This is a genomic window from Paenibacillus phytorum, from assembly GCF_013141715.1.
Taxonomy (GTDB): Bacteria; Bacillota; Bacilli; order Paenibacillales; family NBRC-103111; genus Paenibacillus_E; species Paenibacillus_E phytorum.
This window is the reverse complement of sequence record NZ_WHOA01000089.1, coordinates 51,893-76,366: the sequence shown is the minus strand read 5'-3', so window position 1 is coordinate 76,366 and position 24,474 is coordinate 51,893. Positions and strand designations below refer to the sequence as shown.

Sequence of the window (24,474 nt, the reverse complement as noted above, 5' to 3'; positions counted from 1 at the left end):
TTCTGAAGAAACGGTGAAAACAGGAAGTAACGGAAGTGAGAAATCTTGGGGGGAGGTGAATGGCATGAATAAATCTGAATTGATTAACAAGGTTGCTGAAACCTCTGAGCTTTCCAAGAAAGATGCAACTAAAGCAGTTGATGCTGTTTTTGATGCAATTTCCGAAGCGCTGCAAGGCGGAGATAAAGTACAACTAGTTGGATTCGGTAACTTTGAAGTTCGTGAACGTTCTGCTCGTAAAGGACGTAATCCACAGACTGGTGATGAGATCGAAATTCCAGCAAGCAAAATTCCAGCTTTCAAACCTGGTAAAGCACTTAAAGATGGCATTCAATAATCGCGTTTTACATACTATTGAACGTTATATAACAACAAAGCCGTGACCGCTAATAGCTGTCGCGGCTTTCTTTATTGCTAATAGAAAATGCCTTTACAATTCCAAAATCTCCTACTATAATTACAAAAGTGAATAAGTAAACCTAAGCTACAAACGGGGTATGGCGCAGCCTGGTAGCGCGCACCCTTGGGGTGGGTGAGGTCGCACGTTCGAATCGTGTTACTCCGATTATGAAAAAGACATCGAAAGTCCGATGTCTTTTTCTCATGAAGAGGCTTGTTCCAAAACAGATAGAACTTCTTAGAAGATTTAGGGGGAACGGTCTTGTATAAGTTGAAACTGAACGCGCTCGTGAAATCGCAAGATTGGACGATGTTTGGCATTATCGCTTCTATTTACTTGGTTTGGCGCATCGGTACGGTCGGGAACTGGAGTAAGGAATGTTGGATCCTGTTGTTAATATGTTTGCTAGGTGTCCGCAAAGACCAGGTTGACGTGGATTGGAAACGATTCTTCCTATTTGGTATTCCATTACTTGGAGTATTTTATTACTTCTACGGGACGGGAAATGGTTTCTGGTGGAGAGTCGCCAATTGGATGTTTGAAAATAACAGACATCCGTGGCATTGGGATGATTATATGAACGCAATTCCGTTGAATACGGGCGGATGGGCGAGATGGATTGCATCTCCTTTTCTAGATAAAGCGATGGTTTGGATTTATAATTACGGCTTTGTTTTATCTTTGTGGATCTGTATTGTGCGGAGCTTCTGGACACGCAGTATCAAAAAGATGCTTTCTTATGCATTATCGGGTCACATGCTGCAATTCCCACTTATTTTGCCTTTTTACAATTTAATTTTGTTACGTGAAGTTTGGTATGTGAATAAGCAGCCTGATTTATTACACCGAGTTTTTGCGGATGAAAATTCTTTACTTGTCGCTACAATGAACTGTTTCCCTAGTATGCATACATCTATCTCTTTTGCTATGCTTCTTCTGGCCCTGCGAGAAAAGGACCGTATTTTCAAAACGATGATGGTCACATACTGCGCGGCAATCATTTTCTCTACCCTGTACTTACAAATTCATTGGCTGATTGATGTATTCGCTGGTATGCTATTTGCTTATGGCACAGTCAAGCTATCTGATTTTCTCATTCGCTTAGGATCCAAAAACATGCTGCCAACCACATTTAAGAAATTTTACCAAAAAGGAACGAAAACAGCATCCAATGAACTAACAGTTTGAGGCTGGTTGACTTCCCGATGCTTTTTTTGGCATGATGAAGTATAGGATTGTAGTTTAGGGCAAGAACGGAGGATGGAAATGGAACAATCGAATAAATCAAATAATCCGAATACGAACGGCAATGAATATTTCGTTGTTAAAGCCAAGGATAATGGTGTACATGTTATCGGTCTAACTCGTGGTCAAGATACTCGCTTTCATCATACAGAAAAGCTGGACAAGGGCGAAGTCATGATTGCACAGTTCACAGAGCATACATCCGCAGTAAAGGTTAGAGGCAAGGCGCTTATTATGACCAAGTACGGTACGATTGACACAGAAGAATAATTATAATTTTTAAAGCAGGCATAGCCTGCTTTTTTTCTTTGTAGAATGGTGTATAGGGCTTGGAACAATCGAAAGCTTAGTCAATTCGTTTTGTGCTTGCAAAGTGTAGGAGGTGCATGTTCGATGAAGTGGTCGATGCGTATTGTGATGACGTTAGGTCTATCTATTATTATGGTCGTTTGTTTATCTTTACTTCCAAAGATGGATCGATCCACGGGGTTAGGCTCGCCTTATAATTGGTCAAGCAATCGCGCAGGGGAGCTCACAGATAATAATATGGTAGATTTACTGGTGCAAGTGCCACTTCAGCTGCGGATTCGCAAAGTCGAGCTGAGCAACTCCCGCATGTCGCTTGATTTGAGCTTACCGAAAAACGCGGATTCTGCAGCCGTCTACCGAGATTTGTACACAATCGCACAAACGATGATCACGAAAACGAAAAATGTAAATCAAATATGGGTTCGTGTCATTGATTATTCGGGTGTTACAGATTCAACTTCTACACAGCTTGTGCTGGCGATGGTTGCACAGCGTGAAAATGGGAAGGATATGGAGAAGAATGCGAATGAACTCAGCCTTATTCAACTTGAGCAGCAATTACAAAACCGTTTTCGTATCACATACACCTCTAAATGGCAGCAAAGATATCCCTTATAATTAATTGTGCTTCTATGTACGTGTTATGATATAATGACTTGAATTGAGCATGTTTTGAACATAAATGATTTGGCACACGGTTACGGAGGCTTTTGCATGAATTCTTATCGGATCCCAGAGATCGCTAAGCAATACACAGAGTATGATATGATTCAAATTCACACGGACTTGCCCGATTTCCCGGAGCTTCGCACACGTCTGTTGTTTGCATTCTTGAACGGAAACAGTAAGTTAAGTTCTTCAAGCGAGTTGTATACGCTAGCTACGTCGCTTGTTCAACTAGCGCTCGATACCCATGATTTGGTTACAGCTTCCAATGAGATCAAAGAGAAAAAGGCGGCAAGATCAAGGCAGCTAAAAGTTCTTGCTGGGGATTATTTCAGTTCCCGATTTTACAATCTCCTTGCTCAGGCAGGCCAGATCGAGATGATTAAACAGTTGTCAAATGCAATTTGTGAAGTCAACCGTCTCAAGATGAACATTTACATGAAAATGAAGCAATTGAAATTGACGGCAGAAGATTACATCCACCTAACCGTGGAAATTAAATCTCAGCTGTTTTTGTCTTTCTCTGAATTTATGTCTGAGGTCTATGATCAAGCATGGCCTGATATTCTGAGAAGTTATGCAAGGTGTGAGGTTATATTTGAAGAAATTTTCCGCGTCGAATCTGCGGTGAATTTCAGAGACAGCTGGGGATTCTGGCATATTCTGCAGCATGGTACGAAAGAAGAACGGAAGCAGCTGCATGCGGAAGAATCCGATCAAGCCAGACTTCGTACACTCATTCATAAATATAATATTACTTCGCAGCTTTATCAGATGCTGGACTCCCACACCAAGCAACTAAAGTCCAAAGTACAGCAGCTTGAATCGGATAAACTAATAAGTGAACTGTTTCACATTGGAGAGCCGTTTCTTCGATTCTCAGCAAAGCAGCCCAAAGTGCTAGAAGAAATTTGAGGTGACATCAAAGATGAATATGACAAAAACAAATAGCAACACGAAAACAACCAAAACCAAAGAAGAGTTCGTTCACTCTGTCTTTGAAAGTATTGCACCCAAATATGATCTTATGAACAGTATTCTAAGCTTCCGTAGGCATAAAGCATGGCGCAAATTCACTATGAAGAAAATGAACGTGAAGCCAGGGGAGACTGCGATTGACCTGTGCTGCGGTACCTGCGACTGGACGATCAGTCTTGCCCAGGCGAGTGGAAGCGGTAAGATGGTTGGGCTGGATTTTAGCCAAAACATGCTGGATTATGGTGCAGAGAAAATCAAGCAGCTTCACTTGGATCAGCAGATTCAGCTAATTCAAGGTAATGCGATGAGTCTTCCGTTTGACGACAATACGTTTGATTACGCAACGATCGGATTTGCTCTTCGTAATGTTCCCGATTTGGAGCAAGTCATCCGTGAAATGCAGCGTGTCGTTAAGCCAGGAGGGCTAGTTGTGTCTTTAGAGCTCTCTAAACCAACTTGGCAGCCATTCAAGTCTATTTATTATTTTTATTTCCAACGTGTACTGCCTTTTTTGGGCAAGCTAATTGTAAAGAAGTACGAGCAGTACAAGTGGCTGCCGGAATCATTAATCCATTTTCCGGATCATAAACAGTTGGCTGCTATTTTTACGAACCAAGGATTGGAACATGTACAGGCACACCCATTAACAGGTGGGGTTGCAGCTTTGCATATGGGTACCAAGGGGAAAACGAAATCAGGAGTGTAGTCAGCATATGTTTACTAAATTGAAAATATTTTTAGAAATGATTAAATTTGAACACAGTGTGTTTGCATTGCCATTTGCTTTCATGGGAGCAATTCTAGGCTCAGTCGTATTAAATGGACATTTGCCTAGCTGGGCTCAGATCGGTTGGATAACACTAGCCATGGTTGGAGCGAGAACCGCAGCGATGGCCTTGAATCGTGTGATTGATAAAGCCATTGATAAAAGAAATCCAAGGACGGAGAATCGAGCCATACCCGCGGGGCTAATCTCCATTCAGCAGGTTATTATTTATATTATTATTTCGTTTGCAATGCTTTTCTGGGCAACCTCTAATTTAAGCTCTTTATCCATGAAACTGCTGCCTATTGCAGTGTTTTTTCTTGTCTTTTACTCGTACACCAAAAGATTTACTTGGACTTGCCATTTTGTCTTAGGTTTGACATTAGGACTAGCTCCACTTGGGGGCTGGGTTGCCGTAACGGGTCAATTTACATGGTCTTCTATCATTTTCTACTTGACGGTAGTATGTTGGAGCGCAGGTTTCGATCTGATTTATGCCTGTCAAGATGCCGAGTTTGATCGGAATGAAGGTCTGCATTCCTTACCAAGCCGATTTGGGATCAAGGCTGCTTTGAATACGGCTCGTGTCCTGCATGTGCTCACAGCTGTTGGTTTAGTCACTTTGTTTTTCATTACACATTTGAGCTGGTTCTATTTAATTGGCCTCGTTATCGCTTATTTTATTTTGTATAAAGAACATCGACTTGTTTCACCGCAAGACTTGTCCAAATTAAACACAGCGTTTTTCACAATGAACGGTGTACTGAGCTTAGTGATGTTTGCCTTCACGTTACTTGATGTGATAGTGAGTCAGCATTCATGAGCGGGAACTGGGTAGTAGGAATCACTGGAGCTAGTGGTGCTATCTACGGCGTACGTCTCTGCCAAGTAATGCTGGATCAAGGTTTAAGTGTACATCTAATCGTTACGGATGCAGGCTGGAGAGTGCTGCATGATGAATTGGATTGGAACGTAAGCAAACGCCAAGATATGCTGCAGGAACATTTTGGCGGACGAACAGGTTCCTTCAACTATCATCCAATTGCTGATATTGGGGCAACCGTTGCCAGTGGATCTTTTCGGACCAAAGGCATGGTTGTTATTCCTTGCTCAATGGGAACTTTATCAGGGATCGCTCATGGTTCATCAGATAATTTATTGGAGCGAACAGCGGACGTGATGCTCAAAGAAGGAAGAAAATTAATCCTGGTTCCAAGGGAAACGCCTTTACACGCCATACATTTGGAGAACATGTTAAACTTGTCGAGAATGGGCGTACGCATGCTTCCGGCTATGCCGGCCTTTTATAATCGTCCGCGCTCAATCGATGAGATGGTCGATTTTTTGGTGGGTAAAGTGCTAGATAGCATGGACATTGAACATTCCTTGTACCGAAGATGGGGAGATAACAATGAGCAACCTAGACCCTAAAATACGAATTGGCCGGATTAATTATACAAACGTTTGGCCGATTTACTATTACTTTCCCGAACTTATGAATAGCTTAGAGGTTGACATTATTGAACAAGTCCCTACCTCACTTAATCAAGAAATGGCTGCTGGGAACATCGATATGGGGCCCATTTCTTCCTTTGCTTACGGAGAATCCTTTGAAAATTATGTACTCTACCCGGATCTTTCTGTTAGCGCCTATGGAGAAGTGAATTCCATTCTGTTGTTCCATGAAAAGCCGTTACGCGAAATTGCAAATGGTCATATTGTGCTGCCAACTACCTCAGCTACGTCGGTGAATTTACTCAAAGTCATTCTCCAAAAATTTTATAATGGGAATCCGACTTATGAATATGCGAAACCCAATTTAGAAGAGATGATGGAGAAAGCGGACGGAGCTTTATTGATCGGAGACGATGCGATTAAAGAAAGTTGGCGCAATAAAACGTATATGATTACGGATCTTGGGCAAGAATGGGCCAAATGGACAGGACAATGGATGTCTTTTGCCGTATGGGCGATTCGTAAGGAGACGACCCAGAAGTATCCGGAATTAGTTGCAGCGGCTTTTGAGGCCTTCATGGCTAGTAAAGCCAAAGCACACCAAAATCCGGAAGAGATGATACGCGAAGCACAAAGTACGGTTGGTGGGACATCTCAATATTGGCATCATTATTTTCATACGTTATGTTATGATTTTGGATCGGAACAGTGGGAAGGTCTTGCTACGTATTACAAGTACTGCTATGAGCTTGGTTTCCTTCCGAAGCCGGTAAGCATTGGGTTATGGTCAGAGAAAAAGAACGCACGGGTGACGGAATGAAAAATTTAATGGAAATCTATACAAGAAAGAAAAAGGATATAGCTGCAATTGAAAAAGAGCTCGAGGAAAGCGTGTATACAGATCATGCGATGCTTCGAGAAACTTCTATGCACTTACTGAAAGCGGGAGGGAAGCGGATTCGCCCCGTCTTTGTTCTGCTTTCAGGCGAGTTTGGGAGCTATCAGCTCCAAACGATGAAGCATGTCGCGGTACCGCTCGAGCTCATTCATATGGCATCGCTTGTTCATGATGATGTGATTGACGATGCAAACACAAGACGTGGACAATTGACGGTCCGATCCAAATGGGATAATCGGATTGCTATGTTCACAGGAGATTATATTTTTGCCAAAGCTTTAGGAGTCATTACTCAAATTCATAAGCCAGCAGTCCATCAAATTATGTCTAAAGCCATCGTAGAGATGTCAATTGGGGAAATGGAACAAATTCGTTTCTTTTTCCAATCAGAGCAAACAATTCGAGATTATTTATTACGGATTAGACGTAAAACGGCACTCCTAATTGCCATTTCATGCCAATTAGGAGCGATGGCGGCAGATGCACCCGACTGGATAAGCAGAAAGCTATATGCTTTTGGCTATAACATAGGTATGGTGTTTCAAATACGGGATGATATTCTGGATTTAATCGGTACGGAAAAGCAAATAGGGAAACCGCCGGGCAGCGATGTCAAACAAGGAAACATAACGTTACCTGTCCTGCTCGCTATGCAGGATCTATCCTTGAAGCCGCTCATTTTGTCTGAATTAGACCGTATACATAAGCTGGATGGACAAACAGATGTAAGTCGATTCTTGGATATGATCCGTGGCAGTGAAGGCATAGATAAAGCTGAGGTACTTTCTCAGAAGTATCTTGATAAGGCTATAGCTTCTCTAGATAAGCTGCCAAATGGTCAAGCCAAGAAAGACCTCATTGAAATTGCACATTTTATCGGAAATCGTTCTTATTAATGTATTGTTCTTCGATTTGAGAAAAGCTGCCAATAAGTGTAAACTAGTGGAGAATACATAGATTGTACCTGAGTAAGTTTATGCACAAGTTTTTTTATGGAAACTATAAGGAGGAAGTCCTTACATGGAAAAAACATTCTTGATGGTTAAACCGGATGGCGTACAACGTGGCCTTGTAGGCGAAATAGTAAAACGCTTTGAACAGAAGGGCTTTCAATTAATCGGCAGCAAGCTAACTGTTATTTCGAGGGAGCAAGCTGAACTTCACTATGCGGAGCATAAAGGTAAAGATTTTTTCGAAAGACTCGTGACGTTTATTACGTCCGGACCCGTATTCGCGATGGTGTGGCAAGGTGAACAAGTCATTCCTCTATCCCGAACGATGATTGGGAAAACGAATACACTTGAAGCCGCTCCGGGAACAATACGCGGTGACTTTGCCGTACATACGCATTTAAACCTGATTCATGGTTCGGATTCACCTGAAAGCGCTGAGCGCGAAATTAGCAATTTCTTTAAATCGGACGAGCTTTTTGAATACAATAAAGTCATTCAACAATGGATCTAGTTCACAGAAATCAAAGAACCTGACATCTTACCGGATGCGGGTTCTTTTTTTGTCGTATTATAAAGGATTTTGGTATTTGCTTACAGAATGTATGTTACTTCAGGATAAACGACTTTGTCGTCCTAGGGACGAGCGCGTTTGTCAAGGTTGATGCGAAGCAAAAGTATAAAACGTATACTTTCTTATCAACAGAAATTGACCAAGGTGGGTGGACAGCATGGAAGATCAAGATTTTTTGTTATTTATTAAAAAAATAAAAGAACACACGTCCATTGATCTTGCTCTTTATAAAGAAGCGCAAATGAAAAGACGTCTAACAACTCTACGGATGAAGCGTGGTTATAATACGTTCGTCGCTTTTTTTGATGCGATGATGAAGGATAAAGAACTATTCTATGAATTTTTGGACCGCATGACGATTAATGTCTCTGAGTTTTGGAGGAATCCGAATCGTTGGGAGCTCGTTGAGCAGAAATTTGTACCCGAGATGTTGAAGAAGAACAGACGCTTAAAAGTATGGAGTGCGGCTTGTTCAACGGGAGAAGAGCCTTATACGCTAGCGATGATTTTGGCCGAACAAGGAGCGCTTATTGAAGCTCATTTACACGCGACGGATATTGATGATGGCGCCTTGGAAAAAGCACGCAAAGGAGTCTACCTCGATCGTTCTTTGCGAGATGTGCCTGAAAAGTACGCGAAGAAATATTTCCGACAAGAACAAATGATGTATCATATTACGGACGATCTGAAAAAGTCCATTAAATTTCAAAAGCAAAACCTGCTTGTCGATACATTTGATACGGGATATGATCTCATCGTTTGCCGCAATGTGATCATTTATTTTACGGAAGAAGCAAAACATGTCCTGTACCAGAAATTTTCTAAAGCGCTGAAGCCAGGTGGATTATTGTTTGTTGGTTCTACTGAGCAAATTTTCTCCCCAGGGCAGTATGATCTAGAACCAGCAGATACTTTCTTTTATCGCAAAAAGGGTGTATAAGATCTTCCATATCTTCCAATACTAAGATGTAGCAGAAATATATGCTTATCATGCAAGTTTTCACGCTACGGAAATCTCAGTTACGCTTACGATGCAAGTTATTGCTAAGGCAATAGCTCTTAGGAGGCAATTATGGACAAACGCAAAGTGATTACCGCATATCGCAGGGGAATGATCTCCATTCAGGAATGTGCGCAGATTTTGGGAGTCGACTCCTCACAAATCGTGGGACTCATGAATGATCCACAGCTCTCCGAACTCCCACGAGTCGTCCAAAAGCAGCCTATGCACGGGTAATCTTTGCTCATGACTAGATGTAGACACGCTCTCGCTAAGGGGATTATCCCTTACGTGCGAAGCGTGTTTTTGCGTTTGTGCTGTTGCCAAACCCGAGTACCTATACTATAATGACAAAAGATAATCGCGCGTCAAAGCGCTAAAGTGTTTGATAAAAGCAACCATTCAAAAGCGGATGCTTATGAAGTTAGTATTGCTAAGCAATACTTTATAGTTAATACTTACGATGTTAGTATGATTTCGTAATACTCAAAAAGTGTATGCTTACGAAGCTAGTGATGCTTCGCAAAACTCATAGGGGGTAACAGATTGTGAGATATTTAACAGCAGGTGAAACGCACGGCCCACAGCTCACTGCGATTATTGAAGGGTTTCCAAGTAATGTAACTTTAAACTTTGAAGATTTGAACTTCCAATTACATAGACGTCAAAAAGGGTATGGTCGCGGTCGTCGGATGCAGATTGAGAAAGATACAGCGACCATTGCAGGCGGTGTGCGCCATGGCAAAACAACAGGAGCTCCAATCGCGCTTGTTGTTGTTAATAACGACTGGAAGCACTGGACATCGGTAATGGGGGTTGAGCCGGTTGAAGAGGATAATGAAGGCAAGCGTCGTGTTAACCGTCCTCGTCCAGGACATGCGGATTTAAATGGCGGACTCAAATATAATCAAAAAGATTTACGTAACATTCTTGAGCGTTCAAGTGCGCGTGAAACGACGATGCGTGTTGCCACTGGTGCTGTAGCGCGCCAATTGTTGGCTGAGTTCGGGATTAAAGTGGCAGGACAAGTCATCCGTATCGGTGATGTGGAAGTAGAGCGTCAAGAGCTTCCTGTTGATGAGCTTATTCGCATCACAGAGGAATCCCCGGTACGCGTGGTTGATAAAGAGGCTGAAGCCAAAATGATCGCCGCGATCGACGCAGCCAAAGAAGATGGCGATACGCTTGGTGGGATCGTTGAAGTTATCATTGAAGGCGTTCCTGTAGGACTTGGCAGCCATGTCCAATGGGATCGTAAGCTGGATGGTAAAATTGCGCAGGCGGTTCTCTCTATTCAAGCCTTCAAAGGTGTTGAGTTCGGAATCGGCTTTGAAGCCGCAGAACGTAGAGGCTCCAATGTTCATGACGAAATTCTATACACGCAAGAAGATGGCTTTAGTCGCAGAACGAATCGCGCAGGCGGCTTTGAGGGCGGTATGACAACGGGCGAGCAAATCATCGTGCGCGGTGTGATGAAACCCATCTCGACACTTTACAAACCGCTGCAAAGCGTTGATATTGATACGAAGGAAGTATTCACGGCTCAAGTTGAGCGTTCTGACACTTGTGCGGTCCCGGCTGCAGGCGTAATTATGGAGAATGTGATTGCTTGGGAAGTAGCGAATGCTTTCTTGGATAAATTCGGCGGCGACTCGATCGAGGAGATTCGTGCGAACTTAACCAACTTCTTAGCCCAAGTGGAGAGCTACTAATATGAGAGAGCTCACCGTAGATCTTGGAGAACGGTCTTATCCTATTTATATCGGCCAAGGCATTCTTAACGATATCACGGCTCTATTTGACCGGGCGAAGCTTAGCCGCAAATCGCCTTTACTCGTAGTCACCGATGACGCGGTGGCTCCGCTGCACCTGGAGCGCGTCATGACGCTGCTCCGTGAGGGCGGCTTCGCCGCCACAGCCTGCGTCGTGCCCGCAGGCGAAACCTCCAAATCCCTCGCGCAGCTCGAGGGAATAGTCACCGCCGCCCTCCAGGCGGGCCTCGATCGCAGTTCTGCGATCGTCGCCCTTGGAGGAGGCGTGGTCGGCGATCTCGCCGGCTTCGCTGCGGCGAGCTTCATGCGCGGGATCCGCTTCGTGCAGATCCCGACAACGATCCTTGCCCACGACAGTTCCGTCGGCGGCAAGGTCGCGGTCAACCATCCGATAGCGAAGAACATCATCGGGGCGTTCCACCAGCCCGAGCTCGTTCTCTTCGACATCGACTTGCTTCTAACATTGCCGCCCCGTCAGGTGAAGGCGGGCCTCTCGGAAGTGATCAAGCACGGCTTGATCTGGGACGCTGAATTCACGCAGTGGTGCGACGACAATGCGGAGAAGCTGCTGGCCTTAGATCCGGAAGCGCTCAGTTATGCGCTTTACATAGGTTGTAAAGTCAAGTCAATCGTTGTATCCCAGGATGAGCGCGAGAATGATTTACGGGCCATCTTGAATCTCGGTCATACGATTGGTCACGCTTTGGAAGCAGTCGCCGGATATGGCGAGCTGCTGCATGGTGAAGCGATTGCAATTGGTATGGTAGGGGCTGCTAAGTTAGCTCAGCAGTTCGGTTATGCTGAGGACATCCATACGGTGACGAAGGGGCTATTCGAGAAATACGGATTGCCAGTCAGCATTCCTTCTCATTTGGATACGGATAGTATCTTGGGCGCGATGATGCACGATAAGAAATTCAAAGAAGGCACAATGGTCTACATCATCCCGACGGAAATCGGTAAAGTAGAAATTCGTAAGGATGTTACGGTAGAGCAAGTAAGACAAATTGTTGAGCTTTTAAAAGGGGAGAGTTAGCCGATGTTCTTAAGGGGAATTCGTGGAGCGACGACGGTTGAACATAATGAGGCTCAAGAGATTTTAACCGCTACTGGTGAACTGCTTGCAGCAATTGTAGAGGCAAATGATTTTCGTCCTGAAGAAATTTGTTCCGTTTTCATTACAGTCACAGAGGATATTACGGCTACATTCCCGGCTCGGGCGATCCGCACGATGATCGGTTGGGAACTAGTCCCGCTAATGTGTTCACTGGAAGTTCCGGTTGAGAACTCATTGCCTAAGTGTATCCGATTAATGGTGCAGGTCAACACAACCAAAAGCCAAGCAGAAATCAACCATATTTACTTGAAGGAAGCTAAAGCGCTGAGACCTGATATTGTTAAATTGACAAATGAAGCAACACGGTAGTATAGTGTAATTAGATGAGTTTAGGTAAGTAGAGAAGCATTTAGTTGAGTAGAGCTTAGCCCAGTTGAGATGAGAAAAGGTAACATAGGTTTGTGTGAAGATAAGTGCGACTCTATTCGAGGGCGTCTGTTTGTTCATACATAGCCATGGCTTCTTTTATCATATTCTTCTTGAACTTCTACTGTACTAAAGTCAACCTCTACTTCGGTAGAGGTTTTTTTGTCATTCGAATAGAGTTTTGAGCACCACTGAGATCACGAGTTGCTCACAAGCTGAGAGGGGATGTTTCCATGTATACACCTGAAATTCAAGAAGTTATTCGTTTGGCTAAAGATTATAATCTCATTCCTGTTGTGCGCCATTTGTTAGCAGATACTGAAACCCCAATACGTGTATTTCAACATCTTTACCAAGAACCGCGTGCGTTCCTTTTAGAAAGTGTTGAGGGCGGCGTGAAATGGGCCCGATATTCCTTTATAGGCAGCGATCCCTTCTTGATGATTAAAGCGAAGCATGGGAAAACCATGGTAGAAACACAATCCGAGAATAAGGTTTTGGATGAGAAGCCAATCGATGTGTTGAAAGCCTATCTGAGATCCTACTCCAGTCCTCAGCTTGCGGACTTGCCGCGTTTTACAGGCGGTGCTGTTGGATTCTTCGGATACGATCTGCTTCAGTACTACGAGAATCTCCCAGCTCATCAAATTGATGATTTGCAAATGAATGACATTCAATTCATGTTCTGCGATCAAGTCATTGTTTTCGATCATTTCAAACAACAAATCAAAGTGATTGCCAATGTGCACGTACAACCTTTTGCAACAGATGCTGACATTGTAAAAGCGTATCATGCGACTTGTGAGAAAATCGATGCCACAATCGAGAAGATCAAGCGTCCGCTTAGCTCCGAGACAATGACTCACAATCCGATTGTATCCGAACCGGATCTCGGCGATATTCGATCCAACATCACGAAAGAAAAATACATTGCAAACGTGAATAAAGCGAAGGAATACATTCGAGCTGGTGATATTTTCCAAGTTGTGTTGTCACAGCGTTTTGAAATGGAAACGACAGTTTCGCCTTTGCAAGTGTATCGAGTACTGCGAACGATGAATCCATCTCCCTATATGTATGTGCTCAAAATGGATGATGAAGTCGTCGTTGGCACATCGCCGGAGCTGTTGGTTCGCGTTGAAGAAGAGAAGGTAGAGACGCGACCAATTGCTGGTACAAGACCTAGAGGGAAGACGCCAGAAGAAGATCTTGCTCTGGAAAAAGAATTGCTCGCAGATGAGAAAGAACGCGCTGAACATTTGATGCTGGTTGACTTAGGTCGCAATGACATCGGGCGTGTATCGGAATTCGGAACTGTGAAGTGCGATACATTCATGGACATTGAACGGTATTCACACGTCATGCATATCGTTTCTAACGTTTCTGGTAAAATTGCAAAGGACAAAGATTTCTTCGATGCTTTTCTTTCCTGTATGCCTGCAGGTACGGTGTCTGGAGCGCCAAAGCTGAGAGCTATGGAGATTATTGCTGAGTTGGAGCCAGAATCTCGCGGTGCTTATGCCGGAGCGATTGGTTATCTAGGATTTTCGGGGAATTTGGACACTTGTATTACAATCCGTACGATTATTTTCAAAAATGGCAAAGCCTATGTGCAAGCCGGAGCCGGTATTGTATGGGATTCTGTTCCTGAAAGTGAATACCAGGAGACGGTTAATAAAGCGACAGCTTTGCTAAAATCAATTCGGATGGCAGAGGCCATGTTCAGCCCTGAACCTAGACCAGTTAGCGATATTAACAAAGATTATTTTGTTAACTCTTAAGGGAGAGAAGGAGAGGAGACTCTAGTCATGAGTGGACTTATTCAAATACAGCAAGCGCTCGGGAAAGTCATTAGCGGTAGTCATTTGTCGCGTGAGGAAGCGCGCGGCGTCATGTCTGAAATCATGGACGGTGCGGTGACTCCCGCTCAAATCGGCAGCCTGCTTACAGCACTTCGCATCAAAGGAGAGACGCTGGAGGAGATTACGGGCTTCGCAGAAGCAATGCGGAACAAAGCCGTTCAGGTCAACGTACGCCAGAATGATCTGCTGGATACATGCGGGACTGGCGGAGATGGCGCAGAGACGTTCAATATCTCCACAACGGCAGCGATAGTCGCATCTGCTGGGGGGATTCGCGTAGCGAAACATGGCAATCGGGCGATGTCGAGCAAAAGCGGAAGCGCAGACGTCCTTGAAGCTCTTGGCGTGAAGATTACGTTAAGCGGTGAGCAAGCGGCTAAATGCTTAGACAAAACAGGCATCTGCTTCATGTTTGCCCAAGCGTACCATCAATCCATGAAGCATGTGGCTGCACCTCGGCGCGAGCTGGGCTTCAGAACCGTATTCAACCTGCTGGGGCCGTTAACCAATCCAGCTGGCGCAGACCGTCAAGTGCTTGGTGTATTTGACAGCACGAAGACTGAGCTGATCGCACAAGCGCTGCAAGCTCTGGGACTGAAACGAGCTTTGGTCATCGCAAGCGAGGATGGTTTGGATGAATTCAGCATTTCAGCACCTACGAAAGTAACGGAATTGAAAGCAAACACCATAATCACCTACACCATTACTCCGGATGATCTTGGTTTACGCGCACATAGCATCAAAGATGTAGCGGGTGGAGATGCAATTCTAAACGCTGAAATCATTCGTCATATTTTTGCTGGTGAGAAGGGGCCTTATCGCGATATCGTACTTGCAAACGCAGCGGCCTGCTTCTATGTGACAGGGCAAGTCGGAACCCTTCAACAGGGTGTGAAATTAGCGGCTGATGTCATTGATTCAGGTCGTGCTGAGCAAAAATTGAACGATTTAATCCAATATACAGGAGAATTATGCCATGTTTCTTGATAAAATTGTTGCCACCAAGCGGGCAGAGGTTGAAGCGATGAGCAGCTTTTCGATCAAGGATGCTGAGAAGTTAATCTCGGACCTGCCTCCTTGTTTAGGCTTTGAACAAGCGTTAACTACACGGAAAAATCGTGCGATGGGTTTAATTGCCGAGGTGAAAAAGGCTTCCCCATCCAAAGGGTTGATTCGCGATGATTTTGAACCGGTTCTTTTAGCGGAAGCGTATGAAAGAGCAGGCGCAGATTGTATCTCCGTTCTGACAGATGTAGACTACTTCCAAGGCAGCAATGAGTACTTGAAGGCTGTTCGTAAAGCAGTGAATGTGCCATTGCTTCGTAAGGATTTCACAATTGATCCGAAGCAAATTTATGAAGCGCGTTTGATTGGCGCCGATGCTATCTTGCTGATTGCTGCCATTTTAACGACAGAGCAAATGAAGCAGTACCTGAAGCTAGCTAGTGATATTGGACTAGATGCACTCGTTGAGGTCCATGATCGCGAGGAACTGGAACGTGCTCTTGAATTGGATACGCAATTGATTGGCATCAACAATCGGAATTTGAAAACATTTGTTACCGACTTAGGCACGACAGAAGAACTGATTCAATTCATTCCCGCAGGGAAAACTGTCGTCAGTGAAAGTGGCATTTCTACCGTCAAAGATATGGCTTATTTACACCAAGTTGGTGCTCAAGCCGTTTTAATCGGCGAGCATTTCATGCGACAGCCTATTGTTGAGCAGGCCGTTCATGATTTGATGGGTACGAGGGTTCAAAGGGCGAAGTAGTTGGAGGAGAAAGAGGCGAATTTGATGGCTGTGGGGACGGTTCCAACGGTAAAAATTTGTGGACTTCAAAGCGTTGAAGTGTTAAAATCAATCGTGCATTTGCCGATAGCACATATCGGTTTTGTTTTTGCACCGAGCAAGCGGCAAGTTACGGCAGAGAAGGCTGGAGAGCTGATTTCCTTTTTGAAATCAGAAGAGGCTAAAGGGATATCTATCCCATTAACCGTAGGGGTATTCGTTAATCCGAGCAAGGAGCAGTTAACCGACATTCTAGCGGTGGCTCCACTTGATGTCGTACAGTTACATAGTCAGGAAACACCTGACTTTTGCCGATGGGTTCGCGAACATTTTCAGGTGAAGGTGTTCAAGTCCGTTTCGATTCCCAAAACAGAAAACAAAATCCCAAATATGGAGGATGTAGCCGCTCAGCTTGACCCTTATATAGGGACTGTCGATGCGGTTTTACTGGATACCTTCGACCCTATATTTGGGGGAGGATCAGGCAAAACTTTTGTTTGGGACTGCATTCCTGTTTATCAGGAGTGGGCACGTTCAGCAGGTGTGGCGCTTCTTGTAGCAGGTGGGCTTCAACCTGATAATGTAGATCAATTAGTAACAGCCTATTACCCCGATGGCGTAGATGTTTCCAGCGGCGTTGAGACCGATGGCGTGAAAGATATAGCCAAAATTACAGCATTTGTGGAAAGGGTGACTCGAAAATGACGCAAGTACCTGACCAGCATGGCAGATTCGGCAAGTTCGGCGGCCGTTATGTTCCTGAGACGTTGATGAATGCTCTAATTGAGCTTGAAGAAGCTTATGAACAATATAAAGATGATCCTGAATTTATTGCCGAGGTGCGCTACCTACAAAAGCAATATTCGGGTCGGCCAACACCGCTTTATTATGCAGAGCGGCTTTCTGAACTCTTGGGTGGAGCCAAAATTTATTTGAAACGTGAGGATTTGAACCATACGGGTGCTCACAAAATTAATAACACCATTGGACAAGCCGTTCTCGCTAAAAGAATGGGGAAGAAGAAGATTATTGCGGAAACAGGAGCTGGGCAGCATGGTGTTGCATCAGCAACGGTAGCTGCTTTAATGGGATTTGAGTGTAAAGTATTCATGGGTGAGGAAGACACGAAGCGTCAGCAGTTGAATGTTTTCCGCATGAAATTGCTTGGATCTGATGTCATTCCAGTTACGTCTGGTACTCGTACGTTGAAAGATGCTTGTAATGAAACGCTTCGTTACTGGGTTAGCAACGTTCAGGATACTTATTATATCCTAGGGTCCGTTACAGGACCGCATCCTTACCCTATGATGGTGCGTGATTTTCAACGTGTCATTGGCGATGAGTCACGTGAGCAAATCCTTGAAACCGAAGGCAGATTGCCTGATGCTGTAATTGCTTGCGTAGGCGGAGGCAGTAACGCCATGGGTATTTTCTACCCTTTCGTCCAAGATGAATCAGTGAAACTCATTGGCGTGGAAGCGGCTGGCCGCGGTATTCATACCGAGGAACATGCGGCTACAATGACCAAGGGAACTCCCGGTGTTTTCCAAGGCTCACTTAGCTATTTGCTGCAGGATGAGTATGGTCAAGTATTGCCGGCTCATTCCATTTCAGCAGGCTTGGATTATCCCGGTATTGGACCGGAGCATTCCTACCTCAAAGATATTGAGCGAGCAACGTATTATCCGATCTCGGATCAGGAAGCACTAGATGCTCTTCAACTTCTTAGCCGTACAGAAGGAATAATTCCAGCCTTAGAGAGTGCACATGCCATTGCTCAAACGGTTAAAATAGCTCCTACTATGTCCAAAGATGAAATTATTATCGTAAATCTTTCTGGACGTGGCGATAAAGATGTTGAATCCATTATGAGCTATCTCGGCATGGGGAGGGAATAAGCGATGAACCGTATTGATAGTCGATTTGCCGAGCTCAAAGAGCGCGGGGAAACAGCGATGATTCCTTTCTTGACCATCGGAGATCCTTCCCTTGAAGCATCCCTTGAGCTTATTCTGGAAATGGAACGCGCAGGCGCCGACTTGATCGAGCTAGGTGTTCCTTATTCTGATCCGTTAGCTGACGGTCCTGTGATTCAACGTTCCTCTGAACGTGCTTTACAGCGCAAAATTTCAATCTTTGATGTGATGGATGTCGCTCGTCAGGCTAGAAGCAGAGGCTCTAAGCTGCCTTTCATTCTTTTTACGTATTATAATCCAGTTTTACAAATTGGGCTGGAGCGTATTTTCAAAGCGATGCAGGAGAATGAAATCAGTGGAATTATTATTCCTGATCTTCCGTTGGAAGAAGATAGTGAGACAAGAGCAATTGCTGAAGCTAATGGTATCCATCTTATCCCGTTAGTTGCGCCAACATCCAATGAGCGCGTTAAGCGAATAGCAGCTGGAGCTCGCGGATTCGTGTATTGTGTATCATCATTAGGTGTAACAGGTGAGCGCGCCGAATTCTTCGGAGGCATCGAAGATTTCCTTGCAACGGTACGGGAAGCTGCTAGTGTTCCGATTGTCGTCGGCTTCGGTATTTCGAATCGCGAGCAAGTTAAGCGCTTTGAGAAGCTTTGTGACGGAGTCGTTGTTGGAAGTGCCATCGTACGAACGATTGAGAACGTACTACCTCATCTAGAGGCCGATGCTGCACATCCGGAAGGACTCTTGCAAATTCGTAACTTTGTGGGACAATTAAAACGTTCGGACATATAATTGACGAGGTGACTATCATGAAACCGAAACAAACGATTGTACATTTACCTGTCTATCAACCTGGTAAGCCTATTGAAGAAGTGAAGCGTGAGCTAGGTTTGACAGAAGTGATTAAGCTGGCATCTAACGAAAACCCTTTCGGCTCCTCGCCAAAGGTAAAAGCTGCGATTGATGCGGAATTATCCAACATCAGCTTATATCCTGATGGGGGAGCTGTGCAATTGACAGAAGCAGTTGCTGAGTCCCTTGGTGTGGCAACGAATCAGCTTATTTTTGGCGCAGGATCCGATGAAGTTATTCTGATGCTGGCGCGTGCTTTCCTTGTTCAAGGTGACGAATCCGTTATGGCTACACATACGTTCCCCCAGTACAAGCATAACTGTGAAATCGAAGGGGCTGTGTCCATTGAAGTTCCTTTGAAAGAAGGAACACACGATTTGGATGGCATGCTGGCTGCGATTACAGAACGTACGAAAATCGTTTGGATTTGTAATCCGAACAATCCGACAGGAACGATGAATACCGATGCGGAGATTAAGGCGTTTTTGGCCAAAGTTCCAGATCATGTTTTAGTCGTACTTGATGAAGCTTACTGCGAGTACAACACAACAGGGGAATTCCCGGATAGCATAGAACTAATTGGTCAATACCGCAATGTTATTGCGTTGCGTACTTTTTCAAAAATTTACGGGCTGGCATCCCTTCGAATTGGTTATGGGATCGGGCATCCCGATGTTATTCGGTCGATTAATCAAGTGCGAGAACCTTTTAACACAACAAGATTTGCGCAAGCCGCTGCGCTTGCTGCAATTAAAGATCAAGACTTTATCCAAAGCTGCCGAGAAGCGAACACGGCTGGCTTAAAATACTTAACAGAAGAGTTTGACAAGATGGGTCTGCAAGCATTCCCAGCACATGGTAACTTTATCATGGTGAATGTTGACCGGCCAGCAGCAGATGTATTTAATGGTTTGCTGCGCCGAGGTATTATCATTCGTGGAGGTCATATGTTGGGCTTCCCAACGTCGCTTCGGGTTACAATTGGCTCGCGCGAACAGAATGAGAAATTCATTGCCGCTCTAACACAAGTGCTTGCTGAGGTTGCTGTTCAGGCCTAATTTAAATCATAAAGGTTGATTTCATGACGAAAATTGCGATATTCGGTGTAGGGCTGATCGGTGGATCACTCGCCTTATGCTATAAAGGAAAACCTGGATTTACAGTCGTTGGTCACTCACCGAATCCGAAGTCAGTTGAAAAACTTCTAAAACGGAATGTTGTCGATATGGCAACAACTAGTATGGCTGAAGCTGTAGAAGGAGCGGATTACATTTTTCTATGCGTGCCAGTTGGTATGTTAGAGGAATATGTCCAGCAGCTAGTGCAGCTCCCTCTCAAAGACGGTTGTATCATCACAGATGTCGGTAGTACCAAAGCTTCAATCACGGAGAGTGCAGCCTCCATTGTCAAGGAAAACGTTTATTTTATCGGCGGTCATCCAATGGCAGGCTCCGAACGTCATGGGGTGGAGGCAGCATCCTCGCACCTATTTGAAAATGCGTTCTATGTCCTGACACCGGCAGAGGGTACACCACAAGCTGAGGTTGATCGTCTGACGGAGCTGCTCAAGAAAACGAAGGCTCAAATTGTTCAAGTAGGCGCCCGTGAACATGATGACATCGTAGGAGCGATCAGCCATTTACCGCATATTATCGCGGTAGCATTGGTTAATCAAGTAAGAGGCTATAACGAAACGAATCCGTTGTATCAAAATCTGGCCGCTGGCGGCTTCAGGGATATCACACGTATCGCATCCAGTGAACCGATGATTTGGCGCGATATTCTTGTAAACAATAAAGATGTGCTGCTTAAACTGCTCACGGATTGGAATCTAGAAATGTCGCGGTTCATTAAGTTATTGGAACAAAGTGACGGCGAAGGGATCGCTGAACAATTCCGTGTTGCAGGTGAGTTCCGCAGTCAATTGCCAGAACGCAGAAAAGGGATGATTACGTCCTTATTCGATATTTACGTTGATATTCCCGATCATCCTGGTATTATTGGCCAAATTACAACCTTACTCGGTAACGCTAGAATCAATTTAAGCAACATTCAAATTATTGAAAGCCGTGAAGATGTTCCTGGTGTACTGCGTCTTTCTTTTCGAAATCAGGAAGATGCCGACCGAGCATCTGAGCTGCTCAGCGGGCCATACGCAGTGCATGTATAACGCACATAATTGTATGATAAATAAGCTGTTTTCTTTCCTTTCTTGAACAATTCGAAAAGGGGGAAGAGATCAGCTTATTTTATTTTTGTTAACTCATTCTCAAAGAAAATGCTTCGTGATATAATGACATCTATTCATATATATATTACATATTTTTATTGTGGGGCGAACGTGATGAAGATCCAATTGATAGGGAAAAGTATGCTTATTTTATTAATCGCTTTCATGAATTTTTTACCTTCCCTTGTACGTGCAAAAGATGTCATTTATTCAAACGAAGTTGTCGTACTTGTGTATCACCATATCGATGATCAAGTACAGGGCTCTGTGACGATTTCGACAAAGCTGTTCGAAAAGCAGTTGGAGGCTATGCAGCGGAAAGGCTATCATTTCATTAGCATGGATGAGTTTAAAAGCTTCAAGTCAGAGGGGACGTCAATACCTGACAATGCGGTACTTGTAACGTTTGATGATGGCTACAAAAGCTTCTATACCAATGCTTTCCCGATACTCAAAAAAATGCGAGTACCTGCGGTGAACTTTGTTATTACCAAAGATCTGGACAACCCGGTAGGAACACTTTTACCTTCCTTGTCTAGAGAAGAGATTAAGAAAATGAGAAAAGAATTCGCTGGTATCGATTTTCAATGTCATTCGGATGGGCTGCATGCAATGAGCAATGGCAAGCCGATGTTGACCAACAAAATAACACAAAACGGTATAACAGAAACAGACGATGAATTCAAACAAAGAGTTCTGAACGATACCCGTACAGGCCTTACTAAACTCATTGAAGTGAATGGCTCAAAGTCCGTCGATTCCTATGCGTACCCTTTCGGAAGCTATGATGATCATACGATTACATATCTTCAGGAAGCCGGAATTAAGTTTGCCTTTACAACTAAACCAGGTATAACTATGAAGGATACGGATCCTATGCAAATCCCACGGATCAATGCAGGCAGTCCATTCATTCGGCCACATTCCATAAATAATTTGATTAAACAAGCCATGAGGCATCAAATACAACCCATTCAATCTTAAAAAAATGAGTTGGTAAACGTTTTCAAAATAAGTATTGACAGAATGAAACCGTATACATATAATAAAAGTACAGTATGGTTTCTCTCCACTCCTATCCGATAATCGCACCATAAGTGCAACCGCCGATTCGGCGGTTTTTTTTTGTGCTTATATACCATATTTTTCTGATTTTATTATATAATGGGAAAGGACAGTCTGTTGTGTGCATCAGACACGCTGCGAATTGAAATTTATCGAACAAATTGTCGAATCTAGCAGGAATTTCGTGATGAATCAAGAAGGTTTTATAGGCTCGTATTTTATTCGTACATAAATTCATAATTCTTTTACAAATAACCGCAACTTTTCACTCCTGCCGCAGTACAACAAGTATAAGCAGTAGGAGTGGTACCCGGGATCGTTAGGAGGGCCGCCACGTAATGACCGATTCCCAATTGATCAGAGAAATCAAGGATGGAAATGTTCAACTTTACGATGAACTTATGCGTCGTTACGAGCGTAAAATCCTTGCATTTATATTTCATATGTTAAAGAATACGCAGATGGAAGCCATTGCTGAAGATCTGTGTAACGAAACTTTTTATAAAGCGTACCGCAGTTTGCATTCTTTCCGTGAAATCGAGGCATCCTTTTCAACCTGGTTGTACACCATTGCCCGTAATACGGTTTTGAGTGAGCTGCGCAAAAATAAAAGCGTTCAAGTCTCGCTGGAACAAAGTGGACTGACGCCACATGCATCCTTTGATGCCATGCCCGAGCAAGCTATGCTGCGTAATGAGAAAGTGTCTATGGTTCGCGAAGCTATTAATAGTTTACCAGAGAAACAGCGATCGGCTTTGATACTTAGAGAGTACGATCAGATGGATTATCAGGAAATCGCGAACATTTTAGGCCAAACTGTAAGCTCGGTGAAGTCACTCTTGTTCAGAGCAAGGGCATCCGTTAAATTACAACTGGATCCTTATTTCAGTGAACCGATATTCGAAGAATCGAAGGGATGAAAGAGCATGAAGTGTAGTGAGATCCAGGAATTATTTGGGGTATATTGGGATTTGCCGAATGATGACCTGCGTCGTGCCGCGGTAGATGAGCATATAACAACTTGTGCCGAATGTGCAGAAGAATTTCAAATATGGGAAGAAAGTACGATACTCATTCGTACTGCGGCGATCGAGAGTGAGCTGCCTGATTATGAGCCAATGGTTTCGGGCAAGGTTATGAATCGAATTTACGAAGATGAGTCATGGCGAATTCCAGTTTCTGAACGTATGTATGCAATCTCTTACACGCTTAGACGGAATCTTACTGCTGTTATTGCATTTTGTTTAGCTTTATTTGTATTCAGCTTCTTATTTGCAATCGTGTACGACGGAACGCCGCAATCTTCAATAGCAACTGCGGATAATTCCTTGTTTGATCTCCAAGCGCCGCAAGCCTTGAAGACCAGTGGTGCTGAATCCATGAATGGTCATAAGATGGGAGACGCTGTAGCGAGTCTTAATCCTAGTTTCATGGAACCTTTACGCTTCCACGTAGGACCTATTCACTCCTATCCGCATTACTTACTGGTCGTTTCGATACTAGGTCTAATTGCAACAATCATTATCATGAATTGGTTGTCACGAACAAAAGCATAATGCTCCTGTAGGAGCATTTTTTATTTTATAGAGATGGTGGAGGGGCAAGCAAATGACAACAATCGGATTCATACGTCATGGGAGTACAGAATGGAATCGTCTTGGGAAGCTGCAGGGGCAGCTGGATACGGAATTAACCGGGGAAGGCAGAGAGCAAGCACGGTTACTTGGACTAAGATTAGCCAAAGAAACCTGGGATGGCATTATAAGCAGTGATCTGACGAGAGCAAGAGAAACTGCACAAATCGTTTCGGACCTATCTGGGATACCCTTTATACGCACGGACAAGAGGCTAAGGGAGCGTAAATATGGGCAGGTAGAAGGAACTACCGTAGCAGAAAGAGAAGAGCGCTGGGGGCCAAATTGGAAGCTTCAGGAACTAGGTCAAGAGTCGGATGATGATCTATGGAAACGATGGACAGAGTTAGAAGAAGAATTGATTCAGGCTTATCCGAATGGGAAAATATTATTAATTTCTCATGGTGGTTTTATCGTGCAGATTCTTAGGGTTCTTCGCATGGATAGTGAAGATTTTCTACAGAATACATCGCTGACTATTCTACTTCGTCAAGAAGAGGGCTGGGAGCTTCAATTATATAACTGTTTAACTCACTTACAATCTATAACTGAATAATCGCTATAAAGTAAAACATGACTTTTTTGAAAGAGTCATGTTTTTTTATTTCGTTTGGAATA

Annotated in this window: 28 protein-coding genes and 1 tRNA gene; all 29 read left to right on the top strand. The window is 44.0% G+C overall.

Going from position 1 to position 24,474, the window contains the following annotated elements:
• Window positions 1-64 precede the first annotated feature (64 nt).
• The 29 genes from hbs (at window position 65) to GC098_RS11855 (ending at window position 24,412) form a co-directional block, all read left to right on the top strand.
• Window positions 65-337, top strand: a complete 273-nt coding sequence (gene hbs, locus GC098_RS11995) for a non-specific DNA-binding protein Hbs (protein WP_029193008.1) — start codon at window positions 65-67, stop codon at window positions 335-337.
• A gap of 154 nt (window positions 338-491) precedes the next feature.
• Window positions 492-565 (top strand) — tRNA-Pro (locus GC098_RS11990).
• 96 nt (window positions 566-661) lie between these two features.
• On the top strand, window positions 662-1,588 hold the full coding sequence (locus GC098_RS11985) for a phosphatase PAP2 family protein (protein WP_246358567.1): 927 nt from the start codon (window positions 662-664) through the stop codon (window positions 1,586-1,588).
• A gap of 78 nt (window positions 1,589-1,666) precedes the next feature.
• Entirely contained in the window at window positions 1,667-1,915 is a 249-nt protein-coding gene (gene mtrB / locus GC098_RS11980; RefSeq protein ID WP_171643390.1) for a trp RNA-binding attenuation protein MtrB, read from the top strand.
• A gap of 123 nt (window positions 1,916-2,038) precedes the next feature.
• Complete coding sequence (locus tag GC098_RS11975) at window positions 2,039-2,572, top strand: hypothetical protein (RefSeq protein ID WP_171643389.1); 534 nt, start codon at window positions 2,039-2,041, stop codon at window positions 2,570-2,572.
• Window positions 2,573-2,668: 96 nt separating this feature from the next.
• On the top strand, window positions 2,669-3,535 hold the full coding sequence (locus GC098_RS11970; RefSeq protein ID WP_171643388.1) for a heptaprenyl diphosphate synthase component 1: 867 nt from the start codon (window positions 2,669-2,671) through the stop codon (window positions 3,533-3,535).
• A 19-nt stretch (window positions 3,536-3,554) separates the two neighbouring features.
• Entirely contained in the window at window positions 3,555-4,304 is a 750-nt protein-coding gene (locus GC098_RS11965; RefSeq protein WP_171643549.1) for a demethylmenaquinone methyltransferase, read from the top strand.
• A 7-nt stretch (window positions 4,305-4,311) separates the two neighbouring features.
• Window positions 4,312-5,187: a UbiA-like polyprenyltransferase gene (locus GC098_RS11960; RefSeq protein ID WP_171643387.1), complete on the top strand. Its 876-nt coding sequence runs from the start codon at window positions 4,312-4,314 to the stop codon at window positions 5,185-5,187.
• Window positions 5,184-5,795 carry a UbiX family flavin prenyltransferase gene (locus GC098_RS11955; protein WP_171643386.1) on the top strand — a complete coding sequence of 204 codons (612 nt, stop codon included), beginning with the start codon at window positions 5,184-5,186 and terminating at the stop codon, window positions 5,793-5,795. Before GC098_RS11960 ends, GC098_RS11955 begins: the two co-directional genes overlap by 4 nt.
• A complete protein-coding gene (locus tag GC098_RS11950) occupies window positions 5,776-6,639 on the top strand; it encodes a menaquinone biosynthetic enzyme MqnA/MqnD family protein (protein ID WP_171643385.1) in 864 nt (287 codons plus the stop codon). Before GC098_RS11955 ends, GC098_RS11950 begins: the two co-directional genes overlap by 20 nt.
• The gene (locus tag GC098_RS11945; protein WP_246358566.1) at window positions 6,636-7,613 is read left to right on the top strand and encodes a polyprenyl synthetase family protein; all 978 of its coding nucleotides are present in this window, start codon (window positions 6,636-6,638) and stop codon (window positions 7,611-7,613) included. Before GC098_RS11950 ends, GC098_RS11945 begins: the two co-directional genes overlap by 4 nt.
• Window positions 7,614-7,737: 124 nt before the next feature.
• Window positions 7,738-8,181 (top strand): nucleoside-diphosphate kinase, encoded by a 444-nt coding sequence (ndk, locus tag GC098_RS11940; RefSeq protein WP_171643383.1) that lies wholly within the window; start codon window positions 7,738-7,740, stop codon window positions 8,179-8,181.
• Between the two features lie 217 nt (window positions 8,182-8,398).
• The gene (locus tag GC098_RS11935; protein ID WP_171643382.1) at window positions 8,399-9,181 is read left to right on the top strand and encodes a CheR family methyltransferase; all 783 of its coding nucleotides are present in this window, start codon (window positions 8,399-8,401) and stop codon (window positions 9,179-9,181) included.
• 132 nt (window positions 9,182-9,313) lie between these two features.
• On the top strand, window positions 9,314-9,478 hold the full coding sequence (locus GC098_RS11930; RefSeq protein ID WP_164826741.1) for a hypothetical protein: 165 nt from the start codon (window positions 9,314-9,316) through the stop codon (window positions 9,476-9,478).
• A gap of 311 nt (window positions 9,479-9,789) precedes the next feature.
• Complete coding sequence (aroC, locus tag GC098_RS11925) at window positions 9,790-10,953, top strand: chorismate synthase (protein ID WP_171643381.1); 1,164 nt, start codon at window positions 9,790-9,792, stop codon at window positions 10,951-10,953.
• 1 nt (window position 10,954) lies between these two features.
• The gene (gene aroB, locus GC098_RS11920; RefSeq protein WP_171643380.1) at window positions 10,955-12,049 is read left to right on the top strand and encodes a 3-dehydroquinate synthase; all 1,095 of its coding nucleotides are present in this window, start codon (window positions 10,955-10,957) and stop codon (window positions 12,047-12,049) included.
• Window positions 12,050-12,052: 3 nt separating this feature from the next.
• Window positions 12,053-12,439: a chorismate mutase gene (gene aroH / locus GC098_RS11915; RefSeq protein WP_171643379.1), complete on the top strand. Its 387-nt coding sequence runs from the start codon at window positions 12,053-12,055 to the stop codon at window positions 12,437-12,439.
• 290 nt (window positions 12,440-12,729) lie between these two features.
• A complete protein-coding gene (gene trpE, locus GC098_RS11910; protein WP_171643378.1) occupies window positions 12,730-14,277 on the top strand; it encodes an anthranilate synthase component I in 1,548 nt (515 codons plus the stop codon).
• Between the two features lie 27 nt (window positions 14,278-14,304).
• Entirely contained in the window at window positions 14,305-15,345 is a 1,041-nt protein-coding gene (gene trpD / locus GC098_RS11905) for an anthranilate phosphoribosyltransferase (RefSeq protein WP_171643377.1), read from the top strand.
• Window positions 15,335-16,132 (top strand): indole-3-glycerol phosphate synthase TrpC, encoded by a 798-nt coding sequence (gene trpC / locus GC098_RS11900; RefSeq protein WP_171643376.1) that lies wholly within the window; start codon window positions 15,335-15,337, stop codon window positions 16,130-16,132. The genes trpD and trpC overlap by 11 nt, the downstream gene beginning before the upstream one ends.
• A gap of 24 nt (window positions 16,133-16,156) precedes the next feature.
• Window positions 16,157-16,855: a phosphoribosylanthranilate isomerase gene (locus GC098_RS11895; protein ID WP_171643548.1), complete on the top strand. Its 699-nt coding sequence runs from the start codon at window positions 16,157-16,159 to the stop codon at window positions 16,853-16,855.
• Complete coding sequence (gene trpB, locus GC098_RS11890) at window positions 16,852-18,048, top strand: tryptophan synthase subunit beta (RefSeq protein ID WP_057301798.1); 1,197 nt, start codon at window positions 16,852-16,854, stop codon at window positions 18,046-18,048. The genes GC098_RS11895 and trpB overlap by 4 nt, the downstream gene beginning before the upstream one ends.
• 3 nt (window positions 18,049-18,051) lie before the next feature.
• The gene (gene trpA / locus GC098_RS11885) at window positions 18,052-18,867 is read left to right on the top strand and encodes a tryptophan synthase subunit alpha (protein WP_171643375.1); all 816 of its coding nucleotides are present in this window, start codon (window positions 18,052-18,054) and stop codon (window positions 18,865-18,867) included.
• A gap of 17 nt (window positions 18,868-18,884) precedes the next feature.
• The gene (hisC, locus tag GC098_RS11880) at window positions 18,885-19,985 is read left to right on the top strand and encodes a histidinol-phosphate transaminase (RefSeq protein ID WP_171643374.1); all 1,101 of its coding nucleotides are present in this window, start codon (window positions 18,885-18,887) and stop codon (window positions 19,983-19,985) included.
• A 23-nt stretch (window positions 19,986-20,008) separates the two neighbouring features.
• Entirely contained in the window at window positions 20,009-21,097 is a 1,089-nt protein-coding gene (locus GC098_RS11875) for a prephenate dehydrogenase (RefSeq protein ID WP_171643373.1), read from the top strand.
• A 174-nt stretch (window positions 21,098-21,271) separates the two neighbouring features.
• Window positions 21,272-22,141: a polysaccharide deacetylase family protein gene (locus tag GC098_RS11870; RefSeq protein WP_171643372.1), complete on the top strand. Its 870-nt coding sequence runs from the start codon at window positions 21,272-21,274 to the stop codon at window positions 22,139-22,141.
• A gap of 419 nt (window positions 22,142-22,560) precedes the next feature.
• Window positions 22,561-23,142, top strand: a complete 582-nt coding sequence (locus tag GC098_RS11865) for an RNA polymerase sigma factor (RefSeq protein WP_171643371.1) — start codon at window positions 22,561-22,563, stop codon at window positions 23,140-23,142.
• A 6-nt stretch (window positions 23,143-23,148) separates the two neighbouring features.
• Complete coding sequence (locus GC098_RS11860; protein ID WP_171643370.1) at window positions 23,149-23,778, top strand: anti-sigma factor family protein; 630 nt, start codon at window positions 23,149-23,151, stop codon at window positions 23,776-23,778.
• Window positions 23,779-23,830: 52 nt separating this feature from the next.
• Window positions 23,831-24,412, top strand: a complete 582-nt coding sequence (locus GC098_RS11855; RefSeq protein ID WP_171643369.1) for a histidine phosphatase family protein — start codon at window positions 23,831-23,833, stop codon at window positions 24,410-24,412.
• The last annotated feature ends 62 nt before the right edge of the window (window positions 24,413-24,474 follow it).